The sequence below is a fragment of the Mesorhizobium sp. LSHC412B00 genome (assembly GCF_000503035.1).
Taxonomy (GTDB): Bacteria; Pseudomonadota; Alphaproteobacteria; order Rhizobiales; family Rhizobiaceae; genus Mesorhizobium.
Map to the genome: position 1 here is coordinate 435,559 of NZ_AYWB01000002.1, position 14,983 is coordinate 450,541.

General features: G+C 61.7%; 16 protein-coding genes. 13 read left to right on the forward strand and 3 right to left on the reverse strand.

Translation table 11 applies throughout. The features are described from left to right. Window positions 1-6: 6 nt before the first annotated feature. Together X757_RS158320 and X757_RS158315 are read right to left on the reverse strand one after the other, a co-directional pair. Window positions 7-1,041 (reverse strand): ABC transporter substrate-binding protein, encoded by a 1,035-nt coding sequence (locus tag X757_RS158320; protein ID WP_031193032.1) that lies wholly within the window; start codon window positions 1,039-1,041, stop codon window positions 7-9. A 156-nt stretch (window positions 1,042-1,197) separates the two neighbouring features. After that, window positions 1,198-1,539, reverse strand: coding sequence for a DUF768 domain-containing protein (locus X757_RS158315; RefSeq protein ID WP_023696361.1), 342 nt, complete (start codon window positions 1,537-1,539; stop codon window positions 1,198-1,200). Window positions 1,540-1,727: 188 nt separating this feature from the next. Here X757_RS158315 and X757_RS158310 point away from each other — a divergent pair, with 188 nt between their 5' ends. The 4 genes from X757_RS158310 (at window position 1,728) to X757_RS158295 (ending at window position 5,055) form a co-directional block, all read left to right on the forward strand. Then, window positions 1,728-2,684, forward strand: a complete 957-nt coding sequence (locus tag X757_RS158310; protein ID WP_031196940.1) for an NAD(P)/FAD-dependent oxidoreductase — start codon at window positions 1,728-1,730, stop codon at window positions 2,682-2,684. A gap of 165 nt (window positions 2,685-2,849) precedes the next feature. Next, window positions 2,850-4,136: an SDR family oxidoreductase gene (locus tag X757_RS158305; RefSeq protein WP_023725526.1), complete on the forward strand. Its 1,287-nt coding sequence runs from the start codon at window positions 2,850-2,852 to the stop codon at window positions 4,134-4,136. Next, window positions 4,136-4,618, forward strand: a complete 483-nt coding sequence (locus X757_RS158300; protein WP_023687798.1) for a DUF2269 domain-containing protein — start codon at window positions 4,136-4,138, stop codon at window positions 4,616-4,618. The genes X757_RS158305 and X757_RS158300 overlap by 1 nt, the downstream gene beginning before the upstream one ends. Before the next feature lie 110 nt (window positions 4,619-4,728). Further along, the gene (locus X757_RS158295) at window positions 4,729-5,055 is read left to right on the forward strand and encodes a low affinity iron permease family protein (protein WP_023681103.1); all 327 of its coding nucleotides are present in this window, start codon (window positions 4,729-4,731) and stop codon (window positions 5,053-5,055) included. Between the two features lie 215 nt (window positions 5,056-5,270). Here the strand turns inward: X757_RS158295 and X757_RS158290 are convergent, their stop codons facing one another. Continuing rightward, window positions 5,271-5,546 carry a hypothetical protein gene (locus X757_RS158290; protein ID WP_023667991.1) on the reverse strand — a complete coding sequence of 92 codons (276 nt, stop codon included), beginning with the start codon at window positions 5,544-5,546 and terminating at the stop codon, window positions 5,271-5,273. A gap of 217 nt (window positions 5,547-5,763) precedes the next feature. Here X757_RS158290 and X757_RS158285 point away from each other — a divergent pair, with 217 nt between their 5' ends. From X757_RS158285 to X757_RS158245, 9 genes are all read left to right on the forward strand, one after another. Next, window positions 5,764-6,870 (forward strand): NAD(P)-dependent oxidoreductase, encoded by a 1,107-nt coding sequence (locus X757_RS158285; RefSeq protein WP_023681102.1) that lies wholly within the window; start codon window positions 5,764-5,766, stop codon window positions 6,868-6,870. Beyond that, window positions 6,867-7,940: a GDP-mannose 4,6-dehydratase gene (locus X757_RS158280; RefSeq protein ID WP_023696367.1), complete on the forward strand. Its 1,074-nt coding sequence runs from the start codon at window positions 6,867-6,869 to the stop codon at window positions 7,938-7,940. Before X757_RS158285 ends, X757_RS158280 begins: the two co-directional genes overlap by 4 nt. Continuing rightward, a complete protein-coding gene (locus tag X757_RS158275) occupies window positions 7,937-9,229 on the forward strand; it encodes a TIGR04295 family B12-binding domain-containing radical SAM protein (protein ID WP_023725527.1) in 1,293 nt (430 codons plus the stop codon). Before X757_RS158280 ends, X757_RS158275 begins: the two co-directional genes overlap by 4 nt. After that, the gene (locus X757_RS158270) at window positions 9,214-10,314 is read left to right on the forward strand and encodes a glycosyltransferase family 4 protein (RefSeq protein WP_023725528.1); all 1,101 of its coding nucleotides are present in this window, start codon (window positions 9,214-9,216) and stop codon (window positions 10,312-10,314) included. Before X757_RS158275 ends, X757_RS158270 begins: the two co-directional genes overlap by 16 nt. 2 nt (window positions 10,315-10,316) lie before the next feature. Beyond that, window positions 10,317-11,447: a glycosyltransferase gene (locus X757_RS158265; protein ID WP_023681098.1), complete on the forward strand. Its 1,131-nt coding sequence runs from the start codon at window positions 10,317-10,319 to the stop codon at window positions 11,445-11,447. Beyond that, window positions 11,444-12,538, forward strand: coding sequence for a glycosyltransferase (locus X757_RS158260; RefSeq protein WP_023667985.1), 1,095 nt, complete (start codon window positions 11,444-11,446; stop codon window positions 12,536-12,538). Before X757_RS158265 ends, X757_RS158260 begins: the two co-directional genes overlap by 4 nt. Beyond that, window positions 12,535-13,638: a glycosyltransferase gene (locus X757_RS158255; RefSeq protein WP_023725529.1), complete on the forward strand. Its 1,104-nt coding sequence runs from the start codon at window positions 12,535-12,537 to the stop codon at window positions 13,636-13,638. The genes X757_RS158260 and X757_RS158255 overlap by 4 nt, the downstream gene beginning before the upstream one ends. Before the next feature lie 23 nt (window positions 13,639-13,661). Further along, window positions 13,662-14,702, forward strand: a complete 1,041-nt coding sequence (locus X757_RS158250) for a UDP-glucuronic acid decarboxylase family protein (RefSeq protein ID WP_023725530.1) — start codon at window positions 13,662-13,664, stop codon at window positions 14,700-14,702. Between the two features lie 94 nt (window positions 14,703-14,796). Beyond that, window positions 14,797-14,982 carry a hypothetical protein gene (locus X757_RS158245; RefSeq protein ID WP_023667982.1) on the forward strand — a complete coding sequence of 62 codons (186 nt, stop codon included), beginning with the start codon at window positions 14,797-14,799 and terminating at the stop codon, window positions 14,980-14,982. Window position 14,983 lies beyond the last annotated feature (1 nt).

The following is a 14,983-nucleotide window of genomic DNA, read 5'->3' on the forward strand; positions in this document are numbered from 1 at the left end:
GCGAGCTCAAGCCGGTATGGCCCGGAAGACACCAGGATCGAGGCTCGTCGCCTTGCCGACCAGATCCTCGCCGCCCAATTTGGCCAGGATTGCAAACAACCGGGCCGCGCCATCACGTTCGTCTTTGCCGAAACGACGAGGGATTCCGGCTCGATAGGCGGCGCGTAACGCCGCCTGTAGGTGAGGATCGTCCGTGCCCAATTGAGGCGCGAGCACCCGCCACTCGTCGTCCGAAGACTCGAGCAGCGACTTCGCTGCCGCGGTCGCGCTCGTGAATCGCGCGAGGGCTATCGGGTTGGCCCGCGCCCAGCTTTCATGGAAGACGTAGCCGAGCATCGGCAAGTCCACGGATACGCCAAGCCCCTGCAGGATTTGCGCGACACTGAGCAGAGGCCTTGCCCCCTCTGACTCGAGACGAGCGGCGAAATTCCAGAACGTCAGCAGTGCATCCAGTCGCCCCGCCAGAAATTCCTGCTCCAACAAAGGCGGCGCGCCGAACACTGGCTCCACCTCTTCAGCAAGATCGCGCTTCACCTGACGGAGGCCGAGCGCGCGCAACAGGATCCAGCTTTTGTCCAGCGGACCACCTGCGATCCCCAGCCTTTTGCCCTTGAGGTCCGCAAGAGTTCGAATGGACGAGCCTTGCGGCAGTTCCAGCGCGCCGACGGCACGAGAATAGGGATAGAATACCAGATCAGCGCCTTCGCTGCGCTGGCGCATGACCCACACCCAGTCCGAAACGATGACGTCGACGCTGCCCGCCAGCAATGCGGTCTTACCGACTTCGGTCCCGGCAAGCCGCTGAGCCTCGATTGATACGCCGTGCACAGCGTCCAACGCATGTCGCCGCATGACGTCAACTTCCCAGGCGGCGGTGCCAAATCCCAGCACGCCAAATCGCACGAGCGGCGATGGCTGTGGCGCGGCTTCAGCGGAAGCACCCAATAGCCAGCAACAAATACCCGCAAGAGCGGCCCGCCGCGAGATGTGACCCTGATCATGCCGGGTCAGCCATTCGCCTGGAAGGGTAGCAGTCAGCACGGGCGCACCGGGTGTGAAGGAACTTTCCTAACGCGGTGGCGGCAGGAATGTTCCTCGATGGTGCATGGAACTAACGGGAAAGCACCTAAGGTCCGTTTTTCGGCTCGTACGGCAGTCCGGGGGCTTGTTCAGGCGAACAGAAGAAGGTGTCAGGGGCTACGGTCCGCTCTTGGCATCATCGACCTCCAACGCGTCCATTACAGGTGCCGGATCGCTCTTTTCGGAGCTCGGGCTCTGCACCCCGGACCCGGCGTTCTCGATCGCTTGCACGATAGCATCTTCGATGTTTCCGAGTTCGTCCTCCCTTACTTCACGCCCATAACCAGCCACCTCGGCATCCTGCTCGAATTGCTGAGCGAGCACCGCGACGCTGACTTCCTCTCGACCAGGAAGTGTGCCGACATTCTCCTGTAGCCAGTTTTGAAAAAACTCTCTGGTCGCGCTCATCTCAGACCACCCTTTCGCCAAACTAAGCGCGACGGTGAGCCGAAGTTCCATGATGCGTTCACTTTCCCAGTGGTGCTGTACTCACAGCGTTGGGAGCCACGAGGTTTTTGCAGGCTTGATGAGGCAGTGGCCTTTCTCTTCACGACTCGATTGGAGTTCACTCTTATTGTGCAGTGTGCATCCTGATTGCGTCCATTTCGACCCTGTGGAACAAGCTCGTTGAGTTGAAGTTAGGCCCGATGCCAAGCTTTTCGGGCGAACCAAGCTTTTCGGGCGCACTAGTTTTTGACGTTGCCATCGTCGGCGGCGGCCCCGCGGGGCTCGCTGCAGCCATGTATTTAGCCAGGTTTCTGCGTTCGGTGATCTCGCTCGACGCGGGGCATGCGCGTGCCAAGCTCATCCCAAAATCCCGCAACTGTCCCGGCTTCCCCGACGGCATCAGCGGGGAAGAACTGCTCGGCCGCCTACGAGCCCAGGCACAGCTATACGGCGCGAGCCTTGTCCATGGTTGCGTAGGCCACGCCGAAAAACGCGAGGGGTTTTTTGTTCTGACGACCACCTGCGGGATTGTCCAAGCAAGGCGCGTGATTCTGGCAACGGGCATTGTGGACAAGGCACCTCCCATTGAAAGACTGGAGGAGGCGATCGCAACCGGCATTGTCAGACTGTGCCCGGTTTGCGATGCATATGAGGCCCGGGGTAGCCGCATCGGCGTTGTTGGTCCGGAGCATCTCGCCGTCAGGGAGGCTCTGTTCCTGAAGGGATATGGCAGTCAGGTCGCCTTGCTCGCCAATAACCAGGATGATGTTTCCGAAGCTGCCCGCGGCGCCGCCTTGGCAGGCGGAGTTGAAATCTGGGACGCGGTCGATGACCTGATCCCTCGACGAACCGGGTTCGATGTCGTCATGGCCGAGGGCGCCCCGATGCGCAACATCGATGTGGTGTACCCTTCGATGGGCAGCGACGTACGCTCCGAACTCGCGGTTGCTCTGGGGGCTAACTGTGACGCAGAAGGCTATGTCCTGGTCAACCGACACCTTGAGACTTCAACGCCAGGACTCTATGCCATTGGCGACGTGGCCGAGGGGCTCAATCAAATTGCTGTTGCGTTCGGAGACGCCGCCAAGGCTGCAACTCACATTCATAACGACCTCCGCGATTGCGCCGAGCCGGCGACGAACTTCCGGCGAAGTTGACCTGCAGATGCGAACGCACCGTACCGGCTCACCTTTGGCTGCGTTGATGCCCGGAACCTGTTCCACCCGGCGTGAGACTACCGGCTTCGGCTTTGCTAGAGTTCTCCCAGGCGCAGCCGCTGGGTTGATGGACGGGCACGCGCTGGCGAACGGCTGGAGGAAGGAATGAAAATTCTCGTCACCGGCGCGTCAGGTCTGATTGGAGCCGCGCTTTGCGCGCGCCTGGCCGGCGAGAGTCATGAAGTGGTCCGCGTGCTTCACCACGCAGACACTGGCGTCCACCCGGAGATCCAAACCGTTTCCCGGGATATGGCGCGGGCCTTGCGACCTCAGGACTGGATCCCCTATCTCGCCGGTGTGGACGCCGTCGTAAACTGTGCCGGCGTCCTCCAGGATAGTGCCCGGGAAAACACCCGGCATGTCCATTCTACCGGCGCCTCGGCTCTCTTCACCGCGTGTGAGCAAGCAGGTGTGAACAAGGTGATTCACTTTTCTGCCATCGGGGTCGATCGCCAGCAGCCGTCCGCCTTTTCCGCCAGCAAGCTCGCCGGCGATGAAGCACTGATGGCACGTAGCCTTAGCTGGGTCATCCTGCGCCCCTCCGTAGTGCTGGGAAGGCCGGCCTTCGGCGCAAGTGCACTGTTTCGCGGCCTCGCGGCGTTGCCGCTCTTGCCGTTGATGCCCGACACGGGCCATCTCCAAGTCGTCCAACTCGATGACGTCATCTCCACCGTCCTGTTCTTCCTCAAACCCGGCAGCCCATCGCACCTCACGCTGGACCTGGCTGGGCCCGAGGCACTTTCGATGAGCGAGGTCGTGGGTCGCTATCGCCGCTGGTTCGGATGGAGCAGTGCTCGGGAGTTCATCTTGCCGAATTGGGCCGCAGCTATCTTGTACAGGTTCGGGGATGCCGCGGCTCAGCTGGGCTGGCGCCCGCCCATGCGCAGCAATGCAGCAAAAGAGATTGCCCGTGGCGCTGTCGGCGATCCCCAGCCGTGGATGACGGCGACCGGCATTCAACCATCAGGTCTTACATCTGCACTGCGTCTAAATCCTGCGACCGTGCAGGAGCGATGGTTCGCCGGTCTTTACTTCGTCAAGCCGGCGCTCTTTGTCGTCTTGCCGCTCTTCTGGATCATGACCGGCATCATTTCCCTCACCGCCGGCTGGCGCAGCGGAGTTGACTTGCTGATTGGCACTGCTGCCGGCCCCTTGGCCGAACCGGCGGTAGTCGCCGGCGCGCTGGCTGACATCGCCGTCGGGGCGCTTGTCGCCTGGCGCCCAACCAGCCGGCTTGGTCTTTTCGGCGCAATCGCGGTATCGCTTTTCTATGCGACCGCTGGGAGCATTCTGCGGCCGGATCTTTGGCTTGAGCCACTCGGGCCGCTGATCAAAATCCTCCCGATCCTCGTTCTGCATTTTGCAGCGCTGGCCATTCTGGAGGAACGCTGATGATGTACTTCGTGCTTAAATACCTGCACGTGATCGGCGCTGCTGTGCTGCTCGGAACTGGTGCCGGCATTGCTTTTTTCATGCTTTTGGCACACCGGACCGGGAATGCCGCGACGATCGCAGCCATCGCCCGAATTGTCGTGCTGGCTGATTTCCTGTTCACGGCTACGGCCGTTGTCGCACAACCTCTGACCGGACTGGGCCTCGCTAGGGTTGCGGGGTATTCGCTGTCCGAAGGATGGATCGTTCTCTCGATCCTGCTCTACATCTTAACGGGCCTGTTCTGGCTGCCTGTCGTGTGGATGCAGATCGAGATGCGAAATCTAGCCACACAGGCCGCACTCTCCAACCAACCTCCTCCCGAGCGCTACCATCAGCTGTTCAGACGCTGGTTTGTCTTCGGCTTCCCAGCTTTCGGCGCCGTGCTCGCCATTTTCTGGCTGATGATTGCGCGCCCGGCAATCGAGTGGTCATCGTTGTAGCTGCGATCGGCAAGCACTGCGCCGTGAATTCATCCGTCGCGCCTAGCTGGCTCGTGCCGGCGCGATGCACTGCGGTCGGGAACCACGGTCACTGCCGCGAGTTCTTTCGCATGGCCAATCATCCCGTCACCGGCGTGCTTACCTCAATCGGCACATTAACCTCCCGCCCCGCGGCATTCCTGATCCTGTTGGTCTACGCAATCCTTTGGATGATCTTCGAGCGACAGACCCTGGACTGGCATGGAGCGGCTACCTTGTTTACGTGGGCCATGACGCTGTTCATCCAGCGTGCCGAGCACCGCGACACTCAGGCCATTCACGCCAAACTGGATGAGATCCTGCGATCAGACCACAATGCCTCGAACATCACGCGGATCGACGATGAAGAGCCCGAGGAAATCGAAAAACACCGCCACCGCAGGCAGCAGGACGACTGATGAGCGGCGTTTTGGTTTCACGGCAGGACGAGTAGCGGGTTTCCGGCTTTTGACGCCTATCCAGCCCCGCCGCCTCCTGCGCTCAGGGCCAAGGCCTTCGATCCTTGCTGCGGCTGTGGTTCAGCGACGGAAGGATCGGAGCCCCTATTGTTCCACCGCATCCAGAAAAATTTGCCCGAGAACCAGGTCAGGCAAATCGGCCGGCTCGAAGTGCGTCATTCGCCCTTCTGGTTGCGCTCGACGAACTTGTTGAAACGGCTGGTTTGTCCGTCACCAGTCTTGGACTGGTAAAGAAAGGCCAGATCGTTCTCGTCGAATATGCGGAAGAACTCATCCCATTCGACCGGCTCGAATGCTTCCTCGGGTTTGCCGAAGTCGATCCGCAGGATGCCGCCCGCGCCTTTGGTGCGAACCACTGCCGGCCGTCCATCCCGCTCCTCCGCCCATTTGCGGATTTCGTCGTGATTGGTGGTCGTTTGCGACTGGGACATTGAAATCTCCTTTGATCATCGGCGTTGCCAACATCGGGCATCGTCGGGGCTGCCGGCGTCCTAACAGCACAAGGGCGGCAATGTTCCGGCACGGCGCGGCGAGCGCGATGTGGCTGCTTCCGAACGAAGCCGGCCAAAGGAACTTTGTTGAAGCCAAGGGAACAAACCTTTTGCCGAAAAGTTCGGGTCGCCAAGATTACCTGTCTGAGGAGTGGTCGTGAAACGGATATTGGTTACAGGGGGCTGCGGCTTCATCGGCCGGCATGTCGCCCAGGAACTCATCGAGCAGGATTATTCGGTTCGCATTTTGGATGTGCTGCTGGAGCAGGTGCACGCAGGCGAAACAGTCGCCCTTCCCGCCGGGGCCGAGCTGATCAAGGGCGACATTCGGGACCGGGAGGCGGTCGCCAAGGCGCTGGAAGGCGTTGACGCGGTCATTCATCTAGCCGCGGAAGTCGGCGTCGGACAGTCGATGTACGAGATCGCGCGCTATGTCGGCACCAACGATCTCGGCACCGCGACGCTGCTTGAGGCGCTGATCAAACACCCGGTCGAGCGCATTGTCGTCGCCTCATCGATGAGTGTCTATGGCGAGGGCCTCTATGCTACATCGGACGGCCGGCGCATCGACAATGCCCGGCGCAAGGCGAGCGACATCAAAAACGGACAGTGGAATCCGCTGTCGCCGGAAGGCGAACCCCTCTCCCCCCTGCCGACGGACGAGGAAAAGCCGGTCGATCTCGCCTCTATCTATGCACTGACGAAATACGCCCAGGAACGCGCCGTGCTGATCTTCGGCGAAGCCTATGGCATCGATGCGGTCGCGCTGCGCCTGTTCAACGTCTTCGGCGCCGGCCAGGCGTTATCGAACCCCTATACCGGCGTGTTGGCCAATTTTGCTTCGCGTCTCGCCAACGGCCAACGTCCAATGATCTTCGAGGATGGCGAACAGAAACGCGATTTCGTCCATGTGGATGACGTCGCCCGCGCCTTTCGTCTTGCGCTGCAGCAACGCCAGGCAAGGGGTCACGTCATCAACATCGGCAGCGGCCGAGCCTATGCTATCAGCGACGTCGCGCGGGTACTTGCCGAGGCCATGGGAACGCCGGACCGCTCGCCAGAGTTGCTCGGCAAGGCGCGCTCCGGGGATATCCGCAACTGCTTCGCCGATATTTCCAAGGCCCGTGAGCTGCTCGGTTTCGAGCCGAGGCAACAACTGGAGAATTCGCTCGCCGATTTCGTTTCCTGGGTGCGCAACTCGTCCGCCATCGACCGCGGCGCCGACATGAAACGCGAGCTTGAAGAACGTGGGCTGGTGTCATGAATACGCGCAATCGACGCGACGCGCCCGTCGCCATTGTCGGCGGCAGCGGCTTCATAGGATCGAACCTGGCCGACAGCCTGTTGTCGGATGGCGAGCCGGTGCTGGTGATCGACAATCTCAGCCGCCCCGGCGTCGAACAGAACCTTGAATGGCTGGCGCAGAAACACGGAAGCCGCCTCATGGTCGAAACGATTGACGTGCGCGACGCCAACGCGCTTGCGCCCGTTCTGAAGAGTTCCAAGGCGATCTTCCACCTGGCCGCGCAAACCGCCGTCACAACGAGCCTGGTCCAACCGGACGAGGATTTCGACATCAACCTTCGAGGAACGTTCAATGTCCTCGAGGCGGCGCGGCTGAGCAGTGAGTTTGTTCCGGTGGTCTTCGCCAGCACCAACAAGGTCTATGGCAGCCTGCCCGACGTCGCGGTGCGCGAGGACGGCGATCGTTACCTGCCTTGCGACGGCATCATCCAAGCGAATGGCATCGACGAGACCCACGGCCTGGATTTCTGCACGCCCTATGGCTGCTCCAAAGGCGCGGCGGACCAATATGTGCTCGACTATGCCAAATCCTACGGCATGCCCACGGCGGTGCTGCGGATGAGCTGCATCTACGGGCCGCGCCAGTTCGGAACCGAGGATCAAGGCTGGGTCGCGCACTTCCTGCTGAGTGCGCTGACGGGACGTCCAATCACCATTTACGGCGACGGCAGACAAGTGCGCGATATACTGCATGTCTCCGATGCGGTCGCCGCCTACAGGGCCACGCTCGATCGTATCGAGACGACCAAAGGCCAGGCATTCAATCTTGGCGGCGGCCCCGATAATGCGATCAGCCTGCGCATGCTGTTGAGCGAGATCCGTAGCTTGACCGGCCATGAGCTTTCGATCCGCCATGATGACGAACGCACCGGCGATCAGCCCTTCTTCGTCGCCGACACCCGCAAGATCAAAGCGATGCTTGGCTGGAAAGCTCGTGTTTCATGGCGCGAAGGCATTCGCGATCTCGCAGACTGGCTGCAACAACACCGGCTCCAGCCTCGCCCCGAAGTCGTGAGGTACGTCGCATGAAAATTGCCCTGGTAAACCCGTTCTGGACCTATGACGACAGCATTTATTTCGGCTGCCGCCAACCACATCTCCCGCTGGAACTCGGCTATTCGAAATCCCTCCTCGAAACAGCCGGCCATGAGGTGTTGATGCTGGATGGGCAATTGCAGAAGCTCGACAACTCGGACCTCTCCGAGCGTGTGGCTGATTTCGCGCCTGCAATGACGGTCGTCAGTACCGCCCCGACTTATCTGTTCTGGCGCTGCGCACCACCCGAGTTGCGCGTGCCGGCCGATTTCCTCAACCGTCTCGCCGGGCGCGGTGGACGCACAGTCGCGGTCGGGCCGCATGGCTCGGCTACGCCCGCGCCAACCTTGCGCAAGCTTGGCGTCGACATTGTTGTGCGCGGCGAATGCGAGGAAATCGTCGCGGAACTTGCCCGGCGCGACGACTGGAGCGCGGTCCCCTCGACCGCTTACCTGCGCGACGCCAAGGTGGTTTTGAACGGCGGCGTCCACGCCAGCTCGTTTGTCGATCATCCGCCACTCCAATGGCCATCAGACTGGATCGCAGCCCATTCGCATCACCATCACAGGTTCGATGACAAGCAGGTTGGGTTCGGCGCGGAGGTCGAAGCATCGCGCGGCTGCCCCTACAATTGCAGCTTCTGCGCCAAGATCGATTTCCGCGATGCCTATCGCCGCCGAAACCACGAGGCTGTCATAGCGGAAATCGATGGGCTGATTGCCCAGGGGGTCGGCTACATTTATTTCATCGATGAAATCTTCCTGCCGCAAAAAGCGCTGCTGGAAGCGTTGATCCATCGCGACGTGAAGTTCGGTGTGCAGACCCGCATCGACCTTTGGAAGCCCGAGCTGCTGGAACTGCTTGGTGCGGCCGGCTGCGTCTCCATCGAGGCCGGCCTCGAAAGCCTGACCGTGGAAGGTCGTGCGATGCTGGCGAAGCGCTGCCGGCTGGGTACCGAGGAACTTGCCGCGCTGCTCGTCAATGCCAGGCGTCACGTTCCGTTCGTACAGGCCAATCTGATCGGCGTCGTCGAGGATGACCCTGCCCTTGTGGACTACTGGCGAACGCACCTCATCGACAACGGCGTGTGGGCCAATGAACCCGTACCGCTTTATCCATATCCGAGTTCGCCAAGCTATCGCGAGCTTTGGGGCGAACCCGACGACCTCGCCTGGGAGCGCGCCCATGATCACTATCTCGCATCATTCCAGAAGTTCAGCGACATCCAGGAAAGGCGCCCGCGTCCGCTGGCGGAACTGGAGGCGACATGTTGCGGACACTGACGCCGCGCTCGCGGCGCATCCTGATGACGGTCGACGCCGTGGGCGGCGTGTGGCGCTATGCGCTCGACCTGGCCAGGGAACTTGTCAACGGCGGCGATAGCGTGGTGCTTGCCGGCCTCGGTCCGCCACCGTCCAGGCAGCAGGCCGACGAGGCGGAGGCTTTCGCGAAGCTGATCTGGCTGAACACGCCGCCGGATTGGATGACCCGCAACGGCGGTGATCTCGACGCGCTGCCGCGGGAGTTGCATGCGCCCATGCGCGACCACGCCATCGACCTTGTCCATTTCAACGCGCCTTCGCAGGCAGCGGGATTCGACGCGCCATGCCCGGTCGTGGTGGTCTCCCATTCCTGCGTGACGACCTGGTTCCATGCGGTCAGAGGACAGGCGGCGGATGGCGCATGGGCCTGGCAGAAGGAGCGCAACAGACGCGGCATGGATCGGGCCGACGCGGTCATCGCGCCGAGCCGCAGCCACGCCGACATGCTAGAGACCTGCTACGGCCCGATCGCGCGCTTGAGTGTGGTCAGAAATGGTGCCCGTCCTCTGCCGAAGGCCGAAAAGCATCAACCGCTCGTCTTCGCCGCTGCCCGCTGGTGGGACGAGGGCAAAAATGCGGCGGTGGTCGATCAGGCGGCGTCCCTGACGCGATGGCCTCTGTTTGCCGCCGGTTCGACGAACGGCCCAAACGGCGAGCATGTCAGCTTCAGCCATGCTGTTCCTCTGGGAGCAGTGCCGTCCGATGAGGTGCGTTCGTTGATGGCTCGCGCGGGTATTTTCGTATCGCCATCGCTCTACGAGCCATTCGGCCTGGCCGCGCTGGAAGCCGCCATGTCGGCTACGCCCCTGGTGCTTTCCGATATCGCCACCTATCGCGAACTATGGGACGGGGCCGCGATATTCTTTGACGCGCGCGATCCGCACGATCTCGCTGCCTGCCTCAACCGTCTCTCCAGCGATGCCGAGCTCCGGCGAGAGCTTGGCCAGGCAGCCATCCGACGCAGCCGCAGGTTTAGGCTGACAAAGCAGACAGCGGCTATGCGCGGCGTCTACGACAAAGCGGCCTTAGCGATGGCGGAGCGCTGATCATGCGCTTTGTGTTCTACACCCACTCGGTCGTTTCCGACTGGAACCATGGCAATGCCCATTTCCTGCGCGGCGTCATGCGAGAGCTGGTCCAGCGCCGGCATCAGACTATTGCGCTGGAGCCGGCGAATGGCTGGAGCCGGTCGAATCTGCTGGCTGAGAAGGGGTCGTTCGCCATCGAACGCTTCCGCAAGGATTTTCCCGAACTGATGCCGGTGACCTACGACGCCGGATTTGATCACGAAGCCTGGATTGCCGAGGCCGACGTTGTGATCGTTCATGAGTGGACGGATCCGGAGCTTGTCGCACGTATTGGCCGTGCCCGGGCCGCCGGCGGCAACTTCATCCTTCTTTTTCACGACACCCACCACCGGGCCGTGTCTGCGACCGAGGCACTCTCGGCGCTCCGGCTGGAGCACTATGACGGCGTTCTCGCCTTTGGCGAAACCTTGCGCGAGAGCTATCTGCGCGCCGGCTGGGGCAAGCGCGTCTTCACTTGGCATGAAGCGGCGGACGATCGCCTGTTCAAGCCGCACCCGGAGATCCACCCCACCTCCGATCTGGTCTGGATCGGCAACTGGGGCGATGATGAGCGGACCGCCGAACTCAAGGAGTTTCTGATCGAGCCGGTGCACGATCTCGGCCTTGATGCCGCTGTTCACGGCGTACGCTACCCCAAGACCGCACTTGCGGATCTGGCCACCGCAGGACTGCGCTATGAGGGGTGGATCGCCAATGCCGACGTGCCGAAGGCCTTCGCCGCGCATCGTGTCACCGTTCACGTTCCACGGCGCCCCTATCGCGAGAGGTTGCCCGGAATCCCGACGATCCGCATGTTCGAGGCACTCGCCTGCGGCATTCCGCTGATTTCAGCGCCATGGTCCGATGTCGAGCAGCTTTTCAGGCCCGGTGTCGACTTCCTGTTTGCCGAGAATGGCTCGCAAATGCGGCAACAGCTTCGGACGGTGTTGTCCGACGAGGACTTTGCGGCCTCCCTGGTGACCTCGGGTCTCGAGACCATCCGCTCGCGGCACACCTGCCGCCACCGCGTCGACGAGTTGCTCGGCGTGCTCACGCAATGCGCGAACCGACACACCGCCGTCCCGACAGCCGCAAAGGAAGCCGTCGCATGAAGATCGCATTCTATGGATCGAGCCTTTTGTCGTCCTACTGGAACGGTGCCGCGACGTACTATCGCGGTTTGCTCAAGGCACTTTCGCAATTGGGTTACGAGATCACGTTCTACGAACCCGATGTCTACGACCGGCAGAAGAACCGCGACATCGAAGCTCCCGACTGGTGCACTGTCGTCGTTTACGAGGCGACCCAGCATGCGCTGATGCAGGTCGCGGCACGTGCCGCCGGCGCCGACATCGTCGTCAAGGCGAGTGGCGTCGGTTTCGAAGACGAGGCGCTGCTTCGCGCCGTTCTCGACCACGCCCGCAGCGACGCGCTTGTCGTATTCTGGGACGTGGATGCGCCAGCCACGCTTGCCCAGTTGCGCGACGAGCCGGACCACCCGCTCCATCGTGCACTGCAGGAGATCGACCTCGTGCTGACCTATGGTGGCGGCGATCCCGTTGTCTGGGCCTATCGTGCCATGGGCGCCAAGGAGTGCGTGCCCATCTACAATGCGCTCGATCCCGAAACGCACCATCCGGTCGCCAGCAAAGCGCGTTTTGCCTGCGACCTGGCGTTCCTCGGAAACCGGCTGCCGGACCGTGAAGCGCGTGTCGAATCGTTTTTCCTCGATCCCGCCAGCCAGCTGCCGAAACAGCGTTTCCTGCTCGGAGGCTCGGGTTGGGGCGACAAGCCGCTCCCCACCAATGTAGGCTGGCTCGGCCATGTCGGCACCCGCGATCACAACGCCTTCAATGTCACCCCAAAAGCCGTGTTGAACATCAGCCGCGACAGCATGGCCGCCAACGGTTTTTCACCGGCCACGCGAGTGTTCGAGGCGGCCGGCGCGGGCGCCTGTCTCATCACGGATGCATGGCTGGGCGTGGAACTGTTCCTGAAACCAGGCGAGGAGATCCTGGTCGCGCGTGACGGCGGCGATGTCGCCGAAATAATGCGCTCGCTGACCCCCGGGCGGGCCAAGGCAATCGGCCAAGCCGCACTTCACCGCGTGCTGGCGGACCATACCTACGCGCTTCGGGCGGATGTGGCGGATGCCGTCTTCAAACGTCATTTCGAGCACGGGGCCGTGGAGGCAGCGGAATGACCAAGAAACTGGACATCGTCTTTCTCGGCCTGTCGCTGTCCTCATCCTGGGGAAACGGCCACGCCACGACTTTCCGGGGTCTTTTGAAAGGCTTGCACGGACTCGGTCACCGGGTGACTTTTCTGGAGCGCAACGTGCCCTGGTACGCCAATCACCGCGATCTGCGCGATCCGGAGTTCTGCGCCTTGCGCTACTACGAAACCACTGCGGAGCTGCAACGCGACTACGCACAGTGCCTGGAGCAGGCCGACATCATCGTCATCGGATCCTTTGTTCCAGAAGGACGCCAGGTCATCGACATCGTCGCCTCGCTTTGCAAGGGGCAGCTCTGCTTTTACGACATCGACACCCCGGTGACCCTGGCCAAGCTTTCAGCCGACGATTGCGATTATCTGAGTTCGCGGCAAATTCCGTATTTCGATGTCTATTTCTCCTTCACTGGCGGACCAACGCTCAACCATCTGGCGCAAGACTTCGGCGCGCGTCATGCCGAACCTCTCTATTGTTCGGTCGATCCAGAACGGCATCACCCGACAGGAGATCCGATCCGCTGGGATCTCGGCTATCTCGGCACCTACAGCATGGACCGGCAGACAACGCTGAACGCTCTGCTGCTCGAGCCCGCACGGCATATGCCGAACCTCCGTTTCGTCGTGGCCGGCTCCCAATATCCATCCGACATCATCTGGCCGGACAATGTCGAACGCATCGAACATTTGCCGCCAGCCGATCACGCCGCGTTCTATAGCCGTCAGCGCTACACGCTGAATGTCACACGCAGTTCCATGATCACCGCAGGATGGTCGCCCAGCGTGCGCCTGTTCGAAGCGGCGGCTTGCGGCACGCCCATCGTCAGCGACCACTGGCCAGGGCTCGACAGCTTCTTTCCCGCATCGGCGATCCACACCGCCGCGGAGACGGACGAAGTCATCGATATCCTCGTTGGCGAGTCCGAGCGCGCACGCCTGGCCATGGCCGGCCGGGCTCGCAAACTCGTCCTCGCTTCCCACACCGGTGGGGCCAGGGCTCGCGAATTCGTGGCGGCGCTGACCCAACCAAGGGCGACGGCCCTCGATCTCGACATTGGAAGTGCAGCATGAACGGCAGACAGGAGAAAACAGCGATGCGACAGACAAGAAAGGCGCACAGGGCAAAGACGGTGCTTGTTGCCGGCGGCGCGGGTTTCCTCGGTTCGCATCTTTGCGAAGTATTGCTCCGCAACGGCTGGCGCGTGATCTGCGTCGACAATTTTCTGACCGGGCGCATGGAAAACATCATCTCGATCATGGACCGGCCGGGTTTCCGATTGATCGAGCAGGACATCTGCCGGCCATTGGATCTCGGCGAGCCCGTGGATCACATCTTCAACCTGGCCTGCGCCGCCTCACCGCCGCGTTATCAGGCCGACCCGATACACACCACGCGTACCTGCGTGATCGGAACCCTCAACCTGCTCGAACTCGCTGTCCGCAATGACGCGCGACTGCTGCAGGCCTCGACGAGCGAAGTGTATGGCGATCCGGAACAACACCCGCAAAGGGAGGATTATGTCGGTCATGTGAACTGCACCGGCCCACGCGCCTGCTACGACGAGGGAAAGCGCACCGCCGAAACGCTTTGCTTCGACTATCTAAGGGCCGGCAAGGCCGACGTCCGCGTCGCGCGCATCTTCAACACCTACGGTCCGAGAATGGATCCGGCCGACGGTCGCATCGTCTCGAATTTGATCATGCAGGCGCTCGAGAAGCGTCCGCTGACGATATTCGGCGACGGCCAGCAAACGCGATCCTTCTGCTATGTCTCCGACTTGATTGATGGATTGATGCGCCTGATGAACATCGACCCCAATCCGGGCAAGCCGGTCAATCTGGGCAATCCCGGAGAATTCACCATCGTGCGACTGGCGGCATTGGTGAAGGCGATGACCGGCACCAAGTCGGATCTGAAATTTCTGCCCCTGCCGCAAGACGATCCTCGGCGCAGGCAGCCTGATATTTCGCGTGCGAAAACGCTGCTCGGCTGGTCGCCGAGAGTGCCGCTCAACGAAGGGCTCAAGCTGACGATCGATTATTTCGCGGCGCTCGAAGGCACCGGCATGGGCGATCAGATGACAGGCCTTGCCAAAAGGAGACCCGCAGGCGGGCTGCAGAACCTTCCTGCATGACGTGGGCCGCGGCCGGACCTGCCCGGAGATCGTGCGGAACATCCATCCAACCTTGTAGTTTGGCGGGAGGGACCCGATACGGAGGATCATCCTCATGCAACCCAAGCGACCCGCGAAGGATGTCGACAAGATTGCCGAACGCGAGGCGGCTGCCTATCTGCGGCGCTCCTCGATCACCTATCTCGAGTGCTGCGTCAGCCTGATGATGACGCATCTGCAGCGCGAGGAAGTGGCCGCTATTCTCGAGCAGGAAGCAGACATGCTACGAAGGCTGGATTGAT